Source organism: Thalassospira sp. UBA4513 (assembly GCF_002388495.1).
Lineage (GTDB): Bacteria > Pseudomonadota > Alphaproteobacteria > Rhodospirillales > Thalassospiraceae > Thalassospira > Thalassospira tepidiphila.
The window spans coordinates 209,761-222,222 of the sequence record NZ_DGMR01000039.1 but is presented as its reverse complement, the minus strand read 5'-3'; the positions used below and the strand labels follow the sequence as shown (position 1 = coordinate 222,222).

Annotated in this window: 14 protein-coding genes and 1 pseudogene; 2 read left to right on the top strand and 13 right to left on the bottom strand. The window is 56.1% G+C overall.

Annotated elements, in window-relative coordinates; all coding sequences use genetic code 11:
- From B2T33_RS17980 to pspA, 13 genes and pseudogenes are all read right to left on the bottom strand, one after another.
- Positions 1-203, bottom strand: a pseudogene (locus tag B2T33_RS17980) (succinate dehydrogenase iron-sulfur subunit); the annotation flags it as partial.
- Positions 204-228: 25 nt separating this feature from the next.
- On the bottom strand, positions 229-2,025 hold the full coding sequence (gene sdhA / locus B2T33_RS17975) for a succinate dehydrogenase flavoprotein subunit (RefSeq protein WP_286792780.1): 1,797 nt from the start codon (positions 2,023-2,025) through the stop codon (positions 229-231).
- Positions 2,026-2,029: 4 nt separating this feature from the next.
- Positions 2,030-2,413 (bottom strand): succinate dehydrogenase, hydrophobic membrane anchor protein, encoded by a 384-nt coding sequence (gene sdhD / locus B2T33_RS17970; protein ID WP_008888452.1) that lies wholly within the window; start codon positions 2,411-2,413, stop codon positions 2,030-2,032.
- A gap of 26 nt (positions 2,414-2,439) precedes the next feature.
- Positions 2,440-2,820: a succinate dehydrogenase, cytochrome b556 subunit gene (sdhC, locus tag B2T33_RS17965; RefSeq protein WP_008888453.1), complete on the bottom strand. Its 381-nt coding sequence runs from the start codon at positions 2,818-2,820 to the stop codon at positions 2,440-2,442.
- A gap of 403 nt (positions 2,821-3,223) precedes the next feature.
- Positions 3,224-4,273, bottom strand: coding sequence for a MaoC family dehydratase (locus tag B2T33_RS17960; protein ID WP_286792779.1), 1,050 nt, complete (start codon positions 4,271-4,273; stop codon positions 3,224-3,226).
- Positions 4,274-4,396: 123 nt separating this feature from the next.
- Complete coding sequence (locus tag B2T33_RS17955) at positions 4,397-5,275, bottom strand: HpcH/HpaI aldolase/citrate lyase family protein (protein WP_286792778.1); 879 nt, start codon at positions 5,273-5,275, stop codon at positions 4,397-4,399.
- Positions 5,276-5,430: 155 nt separating this feature from the next.
- Positions 5,431-6,513, bottom strand: a complete 1,083-nt coding sequence (locus tag B2T33_RS17950) for a serine hydrolase domain-containing protein (protein WP_286792777.1) — start codon at positions 6,511-6,513, stop codon at positions 5,431-5,433.
- 122 nt (positions 6,514-6,635) lie between these two features.
- A complete protein-coding gene (locus B2T33_RS17945) occupies positions 6,636-6,968 on the bottom strand; it encodes a hypothetical protein (RefSeq protein ID WP_286792776.1) in 333 nt (110 codons plus the stop codon).
- A 39-nt stretch (positions 6,969-7,007) separates the two neighbouring features.
- Positions 7,008-7,577 (bottom strand): EndoU domain-containing protein, encoded by a 570-nt coding sequence (locus tag B2T33_RS17940; protein WP_286792775.1) that lies wholly within the window; start codon positions 7,575-7,577, stop codon positions 7,008-7,010.
- 29 nt (positions 7,578-7,606) lie between these two features.
- Positions 7,607-8,983, bottom strand: a complete 1,377-nt coding sequence (locus B2T33_RS17935) for an ATP-binding protein (RefSeq protein WP_286792774.1) — start codon at positions 8,981-8,983, stop codon at positions 7,607-7,609.
- 275 nt (positions 8,984-9,258) lie between these two features.
- Positions 9,259-9,843, bottom strand: a complete 585-nt coding sequence (locus B2T33_RS17930; RefSeq protein ID WP_286792773.1) for a hypothetical protein — start codon at positions 9,841-9,843, stop codon at positions 9,259-9,261.
- Positions 9,840-10,097, bottom strand: coding sequence for an envelope stress response membrane protein PspB (pspB, locus tag B2T33_RS17925; RefSeq protein WP_232308297.1), 258 nt, complete (start codon positions 10,095-10,097; stop codon positions 9,840-9,842). Before pspB ends, B2T33_RS17930 begins: the two co-directional genes overlap by 4 nt.
- Before the next feature lie 48 nt (positions 10,098-10,145).
- Positions 10,146-10,823 (bottom strand): phage shock protein PspA, encoded by a 678-nt coding sequence (gene pspA, locus B2T33_RS17920; RefSeq protein ID WP_008888471.1) that lies wholly within the window; start codon positions 10,821-10,823, stop codon positions 10,146-10,148.
- A gap of 170 nt (positions 10,824-10,993) precedes the next feature.
- On the opposite strand from pspA, the gene pspF reads away from it, so the two are divergent.
- Positions 10,994-12,001 carry a phage shock protein operon transcriptional activator gene (pspF, locus tag B2T33_RS17915; protein WP_286792772.1) on the top strand — a complete coding sequence of 336 codons (1,008 nt, stop codon included), beginning with the start codon at positions 10,994-10,996 and terminating at the stop codon, positions 11,999-12,001.
- 5 nt (positions 12,002-12,006) lie between these two features.
- Positions 12,007-12,462, top strand: coding sequence for a hypothetical protein (locus tag B2T33_RS17910; RefSeq protein ID WP_286792771.1), 456 nt, complete (start codon positions 12,007-12,009; stop codon positions 12,460-12,462).

The following is a 12,462-nucleotide window of genomic DNA, read 5'->3' as shown; positions in this document are numbered from 1 at the left end:
TTCTTGATCTTGATCAGCGCGTCCAAAACCATCGGCCCGCATTTGTCGAGGTCGATGTCATAGGTGTCAGTACGCGGGTTGTCGCCACTGTCCGGATCAAAACGATAAATCTTGAACGCACGGACATTCTTCGCGTCAGCCGGCGCAGAGAACGTCTTGCCCTCTTTGACGACCGAATTGGCGGGAAGATTGAATTCTACCATCTCTCAAATCCTCTCTTGCCGCGCCTTAATAGACGCGCTCTTTCGGCTCGATATACGACACTTCGTCGGTGAGCGTGAAGGTATTGACCGGACGATAGGTCAGATCAACGCCATAGCCCTTTTCGGTGTCGACGGTCGCAATCGTGTGCTTCATCCAGACTTCGTCATCACGCTTCGGGAAATCTTCGTGGGCATGTGCACCACGCGATTCATGACGCGCTTCTGCCGAATTCATGGTTGCAGCGGCACAGGTCATCAGGTTCTCAAGCTCGAGAGTCTCGACCAGGTCCGAGTTCCAGATGAGGGATCGATCCGAAACACCGACGTCGGGAAGCGTCTTGGCGGTTTCAGAAAGCTTGTCCTTGCCTTCTTTAAGGATTTCCGAGGTCCGGAACACGCCGCAGTTACCCTGCATGACGCGCTGCATTTCCAGACGGATATCAGCCGTCGGACGCGAACCTTTTGCCCAACGCAGACGGTCAAAGCGTGCAATCGCCTCGTCGCCATCGGTGGTTTTAAGCTCCTTGAAGGATGCCTTGGAATCGACCACTTCGGCGGCATGCATGCCGCATGCACGGCCAAACACAACAAGGTCGAGCAGCGAGTTCGTACCCAGACGGTTTGCACCGTGGACCGAAACGCAGGCTGCTTCACCCGCCGCCATCAGGCCCGGAACGATTGCGTTCGGGTCTTTGGCCGTCGGCCGCAAGACCTCGCCCTTATAGTTGGTCGGAATACCGCCCATGTTGTAATGGACCGTCGGCAGGACCGGGATCGGTTCCTTGGTCGCATCGACACCGGCAAAGATTTTTGCGGTTTCGGTAATACCCGGCAGGCGTTCCCACAGCACTTCCGAACCAAGATGTTCAAGATGCAGGTGGATGTATTCGCCGTGTTCGCCAACACCACGACCATCACGGATTTCCTGTGCCATACCACGCGACACGACGTCACGCGATGCAAGGTCCTTAACGGTCGGGGCATAACGTTCCATGAAACGCTCGCCTTCGGAGTTGGTCAGATAACCACCTTCACCACGGGCACCCTCGGTAATCAGGCAGCCTGAACCGTAAATGCCGGTCGGGTGGAACTGAACAAATTCCATATCCTGAAGGCCAAGACCCGCACGGGCCACCATGCCATGACCGTCACCGGTGCAGGTATGGGCCGAGGTGCAGCTGAAGAACGCACGGCCATAACCACCAGACGCCAAAATGACCATCTTGGCGTTGAAGCGATGCAGCTCGCCGGTATCAAGATCCCAGGCGACCAGACCCTTGCACGAACCGTCTTCGTCCATGATCAGGTCAAGGGCGATATACTCGACAAAGAATTCTGCTTTGTGCTTCAGGCACTGCTGATACAGGGTATGCAGCATGGCGTGACCGGTACGGTCAGCGGCGGCACATGCACGTTCAACCGGCGCCTTGCCGTGGTCACGGGTGTGACCACCGAACGGACGCTGATAGATTTTGCCATCTTCAGTCCGCGAGAACGGCATGCCGTAATGTTCAAGTTCATGAACTGCCGGAACGGCGTTACGGCACATATATTCGATCGCGTCCTGGTCACCGAGCCAGTCCGAACCCTTGACGGTGTCATACATATGCCACTGCCAGTGATCCTCGGACATGTTGCCAAGCGATGCACCGATACCGCCCTGGGCAGCAACGGTGTGCGAACGGGTCGGGAAGACCTTGGTGATACATGCGGTTTTAAGGCCGGCTTCAACCGTACCCAGTGTCGCGCGCAAACCCGCGCCACCCGCACCCATAACAACGACGTCGTAGTTATGGTCGATAATTTTATAAGATTCACTCATTGGCTCAGGCTCCGGCAAAAACGATACGCAGGACTGATACGATGGCCGCCACAGACAAGAACGCTGCGACCGCCTTGATCAGCATCAGCGAGATCACTTCTGCTTTACGGTTATGCACATAATCTTCGATCACAACCTGCAGGCCGTGCGTGAAATGCACGGCAACACTGACGATCATCAGGATCATCATGGTTGAATGGAAATACGAGCTCAACCAAGCGTGAACGGCATCGTAATTCGCCGTGTGCCCGGCAAGTATAGAAACAATGAACCAGATGCCGAGCGGAAGGTTTGCAGCAGCCGTAACGCGCTGGGTCCACCAGTGCGAAGAGCCACTTTTGGCAGAACCGAGACCGCGGACACGGCCCAGATCGGATTGCATCTTCATGACAAGTTGTCCCCTCTTGCCCGGCCTTAGGCCAGACCGATGATCCAGGTGAGAATGGTCAGCACGACTGCCGCGCCAAGGACGATCGGGTTGCCTTTGGCAGCACCCTCATTCGTCAGGCCGCGACCGGTATCCCAGACAAGGTGACGGATCCCGTTGCAGGCGTGGTAATAAAACGCCGCCGTCCAACCGAACAGCAGCAGCAGACCAAACCACGAGGTGAAAAATCCGTGATAGCCGTTAAAGGCTTCACGACCAGCGCCGGCACCAATCAGCCAGGACGCCAAAAATACGAAACCAATGGCAAGGCCGACACCCATCACGCGGAAGGAGATGGACATCTTTGCCGTCATCGGAAGCCGGTACACCTGCAAGTGCGGAGACAGCGGCCGATTGGCTTTGCTCATAGCGGAATTGCCTCTTCTCAAAGTAGCTGGCGGGAAAGCAGGGTTTATTTACCCATGCAGCGGGTTTGAGTCAATCTGAACCCCTTTGTAAACCAAAGAAATCAGTGACAAAACGCCTCAACTGCCTCCGTTAAACTACGTAGGTTGACCTCTCAGACACCGTAAACACCCTGCGGGAAGGGCGCTGCGAAGGACACGGGTCATTCACTTACGGCGTAACGTGCTTTTAGCAATCGCACAATTAGACCTTCTTACGCAAGGAAACTGCCAGCGGATCGGGTCTTATTTATTGCAAAGACATATGAATGCGCCCTCACCCGATCAAGACCGGGCCCAGGCGCGCGGCGAAATTACCCTGGCGCAGCCAAACGAAAAGTTAAGCCACCCCAGGATTTATGACGAGTCAGCGCGCGATCAGCACCGTGTAGTCGAAATCAAGCAACACATCAGACTGATATTTGCCATCCGCGTCCTTAAGCGGGAAGTCACTGGCCTGACGATCGCGGACCGCCACCAGACGCAAGCGAAGCGCACCAAGATCACGACGACCGGGCACTTCGAATTTGCCCAGAACTTCCGACCAGGCAAAAATCGTATCCCCGGCAAAGGCCGGATTGGCGTGCGCCCCGGCATTGATCGCGGCAATCCGGAACGCATTGCCAAGCCCGTTGAATGAAAGGGCCCGGCACAGCGAAATGATATGCCCGCCATAAATCAACCGCTTGCCAAACCGTCCGCCATTGGCCGCGACCTGATCGAAATGAACCTTGGCGGTGTTTTGATAAAGCCTTGTTGCGATCTGATGTTCGGCTTCTTCCAGGGTCATGCCATCGACATGATCGATCTTCTCGCCGACATAATAGTCATCCCAGCGATGCGGTGATCCGGAAAGCTCTGTCGAATAGCCCGATACATCAAGCCCGACCGGGATCTGAAATGCCTCGGGCGCCACCACGCCGGGCAATTCCGGCAGCACCGTTTCCGGGGCCGGGGCACGTTCATCACGTTTGCGCACCATGACCCAGCGATTGTAATCAAGCACCATCTCGCCGCGCTGATTCCGCCCGACGGAATTGACATAAACCACACCGGTCTTGCCGTTGGAATTTTCCTTGATCCCGGTGACGGTAGAAACCGAACTGACTGTATCACCGGGATAGACCGGCACACCAAACACACCCCCGGCATAGCCAAGATTGGCCACCGCATTCAGCGACACGTCGGGTACCGTTTTGCCAAACACCATGTGAAAGGCCAGCAAATCATCTACCGGGGCGGCCTTATAGCCGATGCTTTGGGCAAACTCGTCAGACGACTGCACGGCAAAGCGCGGACCATAAAGCCCGGTATAAAGGGCAACATCCCCGCTGGTGATGGTGCGCGGCGTGGCATGGCGGATTTCCTGTCCGATCTGGAAATCCTCAAAATAATTGCCCGGGTTGGTCTTTGACATTCGATTGCCTCCCTGAAAGGCCGGATTTTCTGTAAAACACCGGTGCGCGCCTGTTTGGCTGTCTTGCTTGCAGCCATTTTCGTTACTCGGCGCGAGCCGTTTTATCTGATGTTGTTACTGCGCTTAGGCGGCGTCCATTTCCGCAATCAAATCGACCATCGCGACCAATTTCTTGGCCGACACCACATGCAGATTTTCAATCAGCTTGCCATCGACCACGACAACACCCTTGCCTGCGGCACTGGCTTCTTCATGCGCAGCTATGATTTTACGCGCCCATTCGATCTCGGCCTCTGCCGGGGCAAAGGCTTCGTTGGCCGCCGCAATGGTTTTGGGATGAATAAGTGTTTTGCCATCAAAGCCGAACTCGCGCCCCTGTTTGCAGGACGCCTCAAAACCGGCATCGTCCGACAGATCAAGATGCACACCATCAAGGATCGCAAGCCCATAGGCCCGCGCCGCCAACAGACACAGACCAAGGCTGGTCACCATCGGCAGACGGTCCGGCGTATGCGCACAGTTCAGATCCTTGGCAAGATCCGACGTCCCCATGACAAACCCGCCCAGACGCGGGTGCGCCCCGGCAATTTCCTTGGCATTGAGCATCGCAAGCGGGGTTTCCATCATGCACCAGATGGTCATGCCTGCGTGCGCGCCTTCAGCCTCCATGATATTGGCGACCTGTCGCACCGTATCGGCACTTTCGACCTTGGGCAGCAGAATGGCATCAGCACTGGTTTTGGCGGCCGCGACAATATCGGCATGGCCCCACGGCGTGTTCAGGCCATTGGTGCGGATCTGGATTTCGCGTTTGCCATAGCCGCCCTCGGAAAGCGCACTGACAATCTGACCCCGCGCGGTATCCTTGGCATCCGGGGCCACCGCATCCTCAAGATCCAGAATAAGCCCGTCGGCCGGAAGGCTTCTGCCCTTTTCAAGGGCACGGGCGTTCGATCCCGGCATATACAAAACAGAACGGCGCGGACGTGGGGCTGCAGCCATCAGGAATCTCCCGTTTGATAATATTCGTACAATATTTGATATTTATTTTTACGAAAATTACCCAAACTCGCTTTTCACTGCAAGCCACTTTTTTGCGGTGCGGCATAGTGAGCCCGCCGCAAGCAGGGAATTGTTAGCAACGCAGCGAGGTCGCCCTATTCCGGGTTCCCGAACAAACCGGTCATCAGCATGCTGGTGACTGATGGCACTTCATTGAGCGCCCGGCCATTGGCCAGAAACACCACCACCGTGTCCTGTTCCGGGAACCAGGAAAACTCGGCGGAATAGCCGAAATAGATCCCGTCATGGCCCCAGACCGGGCCCCAGTCGCTTGAACCGATCATAAACCCATAGCCATAAGACCCGTCACCGGCAAAAACGGTATCGGTTGTTGCACGCTCGATCGCGTTCGGACCCAGCAGCACCCCCTCAACAAACAGCGCACGGGCGAATTTGACCAAGTCCTCGGTCGTTGAAATCACCCCGCCATCGGCCAGTTGATCGCCAACATCATAATCGGTGACGTCTTCAAGTTGCCCGTCGCCATTGGCATCATCAAAGCCGCGCGCCAGCGATGCAGGCCTTGGAAACCGTCCAAAGGATGTATTGATCATCTCGGCCGGCTCGAAAATCCGGCGGTTAAACACTGCCTCGATATGGTCACCCTCGACCGCCTCGATCATCACGCCGAGCAGGATGAAATTGCTGTTGGACGGCGCATAGTTTGTTCCCGGCGCAAAGTATGCTTCACGATCAGCAATCAGCGGCAACAACTCGACATTGCGCCAACCGTGCTGCGGGTCACGCCCGACCAGCTCAAAAAAGAACTCGCCATCAAGGTAATCGGGAATGCCTGAACTGTTGCGCAGCAAATCACGAATGGTCGCACGATCGGCATTGGCAATGCGATCACGGAAGGCCTCGGGCAGGTATTTGCCAATCGGATCGGCCAGATCAATCCGCTTCTCGGATGCCAGTTGCAGGGTCACAACCGCCGTCATCATCTTGGTCAGCGATCCGATATAAAACTGCCGATCCCGCGTCATGCCGGTTTCGGGCCGGACACTGGCATAACCGGTGGCGGCATAGCGCACAGTGCCTTCGCCATAACCAATCGCCACCACCGCCCCGGGAAGTCCGGCATGTTCGACATATTGATGCAGGAATTTTTCCAGCGGGTCAGACGGCGCGTCCTTGGTGCTTGCGCTTTGCGCCCATGCAGGATGGCTCGCGGACATGATAAATGCCACCGCCAATATCGCCATCGCACATGCGGGAATACGCCAGAATGCCGGGTTCAAATCGCTTTACTCATCCTGTCCAACCATGCCCAGCTTCGGGCAAATTGCTTTCCGCCCGGTTAATCCGGACTTTCCGAGAGCTTTGATATCCATGCCCTCAGCGCCGCCTCAAGGTCATTGGTGCGGACCGTCACCGGGCTTTCACCCGCTTCGTCATAAACCGGCGCGATCTCAGTCATGTCCGGCCCGACATTTATGATGTAGGCATTCATCGCCATTTCCCAAGAGGCTTCAAGACCTTGGCGCACCTTGCCAACGTGGGAAAGCACCTCAGCCGCCCATTGGTCCGCGCGCCCGATATCCATCACAAGACAAGCCGCAATCCGGTCATGCCCCGGATCGTCAGTCACCTTGCCCGGCCAATCGGGCAGCGGGAAATCACCGGTTGTCATTATAAAAGTCTTTCATCACCTGCCGTTTGCCACCCCTGATCAATACAGCGGAAAGGCCGTGTTGATATTGCCCGCATTTGCCCCGTGACTGAGTGTGGCAAAGGCGATGTAAAAGCGCACACCTTCCGATGGGCCAACGCAATATCCCGCACCCGCCACCGAGCCGCCTTCGGGTCGGTTGAACCCGCAAGATGCCCAATGCGGCGCGCCGGTCGGGCAGGCCACCTGATGGTCATGGGCATAAATAATGGATTTCTCCACCTCCGCCTGACTGCATGCGTCGGGGTAAATGGTCGAAAACTTTGACGGGTTGGGTCCATCGGGGTTCACCAGTGTGATGGTCGCGCCATACACGCCACTGGCATTTGGTTCTTGGGTGATCTTTACATCCGCGACACTGGCCGGATTGATGCCATCCGGGCGGGAATGGAAACCCTTGGCCCGATTGCCATCGACCTCACCGCAAAAGACATGCTCGATATTGATCGGCGGTGTGGTGTTACTCCAGTGCGGCTCGGCGGGGCAGACAACCTGTGCCTGCGCAAACGCAATCGCCGGCAACACCATCCCGGCAAAAAAGCAGAGGCAAAACCGTAAAAGCCCAGTCATCAAAGACCTCCTTCCCCGCGCGCCACAGATCAAAGCTGCGAAAATTCAAGCCCGATGCGAAGGGCCAGCACACTGGCCGGTTCAAAACGCATCGGCACCCCGCCAAGCTTGCCGCCATGCCACTGCGCCTTGGTCAGGACAAACGCGCCCAGCGGCAGGGCATGACTGCCCCGGAAATTGACCAGGGCACGGATTTCCTTGGGCTTGCGGATCGCTTCATCACGCCACAGGCAGTGATAAGCAAAAAGTGGCGTGCCGGAGCGACGATCAAGGAACACAAACGGCACCTCATATTGCCCCCAACGGGCGTAATACAGGCTTTCCATCCCGACACTTGACGTCAGGAACTGGGTCTGGATCGCGGTTTCCGCCAACCGCGTGATGGTGGTACTATCAGATGCCCGAACACCAATCAAACCGGTGCGCAAACCCGGATGAATGAGGTGCACCTTGAACGCCACTGCACGCTGAAACGGTTTGGCATCCTGATCGACACGTTCAAGGCGGCGCACCAGCCAGGCACTTTCAAGATATTCAAGATACCGCCGAAGCGTGTTCTTGGCGATATCAAGCTCGCGCGCCAGCACCTCGATCGAAAATTCCGAACCGGTGTTATAGGCCAGAAGCGCAAACAACCGATGCAGGTCCGACGGGCTTGAAATGCCATGCAGGCCCGGCAAATCCGAATGCAATGACCGGTGAATGGCCCCGGCCTCGCCATTGGCGGCATGAAAACCGCCTTCGTTGATGTAATCCTCAAACAGGTCGTTGAGTGCCACCAACCCGTCCGGCACATCGGCGGTATAGCGCCCGACATTGGGCGTTTCGGGCAAGACATCACTGGGTGCGATGCCCTTTTGCTCAAGATACTCGGCAAAGCTGAAGGGGGGTAAAAACAGGCTTTGGATATATTCCGCATTATCGCCCGCAGGTGCGAGCGCACTGACCGCCACCACGCGTAACATCGGATCGGCGGCGAGCAACTTGATCAGGCTTGCCTCCCAGTCGCGCTGATAGGATACCTCGTCAATAAACAGCCAAAGCGGGTGATCGGCCGAAATCCCGCGCATGGAGCGCAGCAGCTTCGGCAAACGCGGCAGGTCGACCTCAAGAAACAACGGATGTTCAAGCGAGATATAGCAAACATGGCGCCGCGGCGTGTCGGCATTCAAAAGCTCCGCCACGGCCTGGCGCATCATCACGGTCTTGCCCACCCCGCGTGGGCCGGTCAGAACAACCGCCTTCTGGCCGTCATTCTTTTCGATCGCCGCCCAGAACCGCTTGAAAAAGGCGCGTTGCGGCAGGCCTTGCACCTGATCATCGGTAACGCCATCCCACCACGGGTTATCAAGCATCAAACGATGCAGAAAATCCTGTTCGCCGGGATGCTCGATCATGGTCGTCATATGGTGCTCCCCAAAAGCTGCCTGCCCTATAGCGCACTATATGGGCAATTTTTCCGACTTTGCCGAAAAAACCTTTAAATTAGGTATAGTGATAAACGCTATTTGGGGGTTTTGCCGCAAGGAACTGCAAACAAAAAGAAAAACCGGACCTCCTGAGAAGTCCGGTTTAACTGTTTGACGACGGTTCTTCGGGTCAAGACCCGTGCTAACGCGAGGGGGGATTTGGGGTAGCTGTTAAAACCGCCGTCAATCTCGTCAAAATGCTCTGCTCGTGCTTAGGCCTTCGGCCCATCCGTTTTGGTATCGTCCGGCTTGCTGTCTTTATCGGCCTTGCTGGCTTCGTCATCCTCTTTCATCTTTTTGAATTCGGATGCCATGCGGTAATCGCCAGATGCGACAAAGCCCTCCATCGAACCGGTGCGCCGTTCCAGATCGTCAAACTGCTCGCGCAGGTCTTCCATCCAGCTTTCTTCATAATCAACACCAACCGTCGGGCGCTCGTTTGCGGCATCCGCCGTGCTGTTGTTCTGGCGGGCGGCACGTCCGGCCGATGTGCTTTGGCCGGCACCGCGCACTTTACCGCGCAGAGCATCAAACCACTGCGGATGATGGACATAGGCCCACGCCAGACCAAACAGCATCACGCCAACCGGGAAGCTGAAGATCAGAACCAGAATGAAGGCAATCAGCACCCCTTTGCGCGGAATGCCAAAGGCTTCTGAAATGCCGCGCGTGGTCCGGCCGATCACACCATGACGCCTGGAACCGTCCGGGTTATGCCGTGAGCCACATCCACAGCGCGAGCGTCTTTTGTGACTGCGCCCAAAACCGTCTCCGGCAGTAGCTTGCTGAGCAGTCATATCCTGTTCCTCCATTCGGCAACCTCGGCATCTAACAGGCGTTCAAGTGTTTCGACACGCGTTTCGAGTCGCTTTGCCCGTTGTTTCAGACCCGCCACCGCTTCCTTTTCGCGGGCTGTCTGTTCCGGGCTTTGCGGGCGTTGCTCGGCCTTCATGCGTTTCCAAACCGTGATGTAATGAAACACCACCCAAACCGGGCCAACAACGGTGATCAAAACGATAAGAGGTACGGCAATCGCCCACATATTCGACATCTCGTTCTTTCAAACAGATCAACGCATCGAAACACGAAAACCCGTTACTTATTTGTCTTTTTTCGCGTCGCTTTTTACGCGTGCTTTCAGTTCCTTAAGATCATCCTCGATCCCGAGCTCGGCCTCAAGGTCTTCGAACTGTTCCTCAAGGCTCTGTCCGCGACCAAGGTCCCAAGAGTCCGCACTCGCTTCAAGCTCGTCAATCCGGCGTTCCATCTGCTCATAACGCAGAAGCGCCTCGTCGATCTGACCGGAATGCAGCTTTTCTTTCATTTTGACACGCTTTTCAGCCGTCTGCATGCGGATTTCAACCGTACGCTGTTTCGCCTTGGCTTCGTTCAGCTTGTTCTGAAGCTTATTGAGGTCCTCGTCATACTTGCCAAGGGTTTCCTCGATCACTTCCAGTTCACGCTCAAGCACAAGGCTCTGATCGGCCAGACGACGGCGCGCCATCAGTGCGCCCTTGGCCAGATCATCACGGCCCTTGGAAACAGCAAACTCTGCCTTGGTGTCCCATTCGACCTGACCGTCATGAAGCTTCTTGAGCTTGCGCTCGACTTCCTTCTTGTCCGCAATCGCCTTGACGGCGGCGGAACGCACCTCAACCAGGGTGTCTTCCATTTCCTGAATCATCAAACGCACCATTTTCTCCGGATCTTCGGCACGATCCAGAAGCGAGTTGATGTTGGCATTTACGATATCGGACAAACGCGAAAACACGCCCATTGTCTGATCTCCTTAATTAATCGGGGGACGCTACAAATTCTGCACTCTCTACTTCAAATGCCGTGCCAGTTTTGAAATCCCATAAAATCAATAACTTAATTAATCATCAGACTTTTTGTTTAACTTTTATCGCGACAATAATGACGTTTTTCGATAACGTTTTTCGCGAAATGGATAGTTTGCAACCGATATTGGGCGAAGACCCCGTTTTTCTGGCCGCCCTTGAACATGTTTCACGCTTGGCGCCGATTGAACGCCCGTGTCTGGTGATTGGCGAACGCGGCTCGGGCAAGGAACTGATTGCCGCCCGCCTGCATTACCTGTCGCGCCGCTGGGGTGGACCACTGGTCAAGGTCAATTGCGCCGCTCTGTCTGAGACCTTGCTTGATACCGAACTGTTCGGGCACGAGGCCGGGGCGTTTACCGGGGCGACCAAACGCCATATCGGGCGGTTCGAACGTGCGCACGGCGGCACCATCATCCTCGACGAAATCGCCACAGCCAGCCCGGTGGTGCAGGAAAAGCTTCTGCGTGTTGTTGAATATGGCGAGATCGAGCGCGTCGGCGGCTCGGAAGTCATCGAAGTCGACACCCGCGTCATTGGTGTGACAAATGAAAATCTGCGCGAACTGGCCAAAACCAACAGGTTCCGCGCCGATCTGCTTGATCGCCTCGCCTTTGACGTCGTCGCCGTGCCGCCACTGCGCCAAAGGTCTGATGATATACTCTTACTCGCCGAACAGTTCGCGCTTGAGATGACCAAACGCCTGGGCCGCAGCGTATTTCCCGGTTTCTCGCGCAATGCCGCCGAACAATTGCTTCGCTACCCTTGGCCCGGCAACATCCGCGAACTGCGCAACGCGGTTGAACGCAGCATCTACCTCTCTGAAGACGACGAAGCCCCGCTGGCCCACATCACCATCGATCCGTTCGAGGACATCTGGTCCGAGACCGACCGTGACACACCGACACCTGCGGAAGAAGTCGACACGCCGCAACCAGACACAAATATCGACTTCAAAACACAGGTCGCCAATTTCGAAATCAAACTGCTTGAACAGGCCCTGCGCCAAAACGCCAACAACCAGACCGAGGCTGCCAAAAGTCTTGATCTGAACTATCACCAGTTTCGCAGGTTACTGGAAAAGCACGGACTTCTGCCCGGGCGTCAGGATTAAGGCCGATGCATCAGCCAAGAACACCGAACTATCGCAAAAGCGATCCGGTGATGCGCTGGAACCTGCCGGACCGTGTGTTCTTTGCCTGTGGTGCCTGCCACATCCTCGCCCACGCCTTTATCAAGCGATACAGTGCGATTGGGGAGCTCACGGCACTTTGGCTTCACCCGAAAAGCGGCCATCCGGGCAATCACATTGTCGTCGCCCACGATGACTGGGTGTTTGATTATCATGGCTACAGCAAGCGTGCAGCGTTCATCAGCCATTGCATCCGCCGGGCCAGACAGCGTTGGCCGGACTGGAATGTCGAAATCAAAGAAATCCCGCACGGCGTTTTGATTTCCGAGGAAAAATCGCGCCAGATCGATGGGCTATGGCTTCGTGAACCCAAACAGTTCCTGCATGATGCCTTGCCGCGCGCGGAACGCTTCCTCGAACGCTTCGCCCCGCCACCGATCTAA

Bases quoted from the DNA above. Each gene is read 5' to 3' on its own strand.
- sdhA (WP_286792780.1), bottom strand. From the start codon at position 2,025: ATGAGTGAATCTTATAAAATTATCGACCATAACTACGACGTCGTTGTT.
- sdhD (WP_008888452.1), bottom strand. From the start codon at position 2,413: ATGAAGATGCAATCCGATCTGGGCCGTGTCCGCGGTCTCGGTTCTGCC.
- sdhC (WP_008888453.1), bottom strand. From the start codon at position 2,820: ATGAGCAAAGCCAATCGGCCGCTGTCTCCGCACTTGCAGGTGTACCGG.
- B2T33_RS17960 (WP_286792779.1), bottom strand. From the start codon at position 4,273: ATGTCAAAGACCAACCCGGGCAATTATTTTGAGGATTTCCAGATCGGA.
- B2T33_RS17955 (WP_286792778.1), bottom strand. From the start codon at position 5,275: ATGGCTGCAGCCCCACGTCCGCGCCGTTCTGTTTTGTATATGCCGGGA.
- B2T33_RS17950 (WP_286792777.1), bottom strand. From the start codon at position 6,513: ATGTCCGCGAGCCATCCTGCATGGGCGCAAAGCGCAAGCACCAAGGAC.
- B2T33_RS17945 (WP_286792776.1), bottom strand. From the start codon at position 6,968: ATGACAACCGGTGATTTCCCGCTGCCCGATTGGCCGGGCAAGGTGACT.
- B2T33_RS17940 (WP_286792775.1), bottom strand. From the start codon at position 7,577: ATGACTGGGCTTTTACGGTTTTGCCTCTGCTTTTTTGCCGGGATGGTG.
- B2T33_RS17935 (WP_286792774.1), bottom strand. From the start codon at position 8,983: ATGACGACCATGATCGAGCATCCCGGCGAACAGGATTTTCTGCATCGT.
- B2T33_RS17930 (WP_286792773.1), bottom strand. From the start codon at position 9,843: ATGACTGCTCAGCAAGCTACTGCCGGAGACGGTTTTGGGCGCAGTCAC.
- pspB (WP_232308297.1), bottom strand. From the start codon at position 10,097: ATGTCGAATATGTGGGCGATTGCCGTACCTCTTATCGTTTTGATCACC.
- pspA (WP_008888471.1), bottom strand. From the start codon at position 10,823: ATGGGCGTGTTTTCGCGTTTGTCCGATATCGTAAATGCCAACATCAAC.
- pspF (WP_286792772.1), top strand. From the start codon at position 10,994: ATGGATAGTTTGCAACCGATATTGGGCGAAGACCCCGTTTTTCTGGCC.
- B2T33_RS17910 (WP_286792771.1), top strand. From the start codon at position 12,007: ATGCATCAGCCAAGAACACCGAACTATCGCAAAAGCGATCCGGTGATG.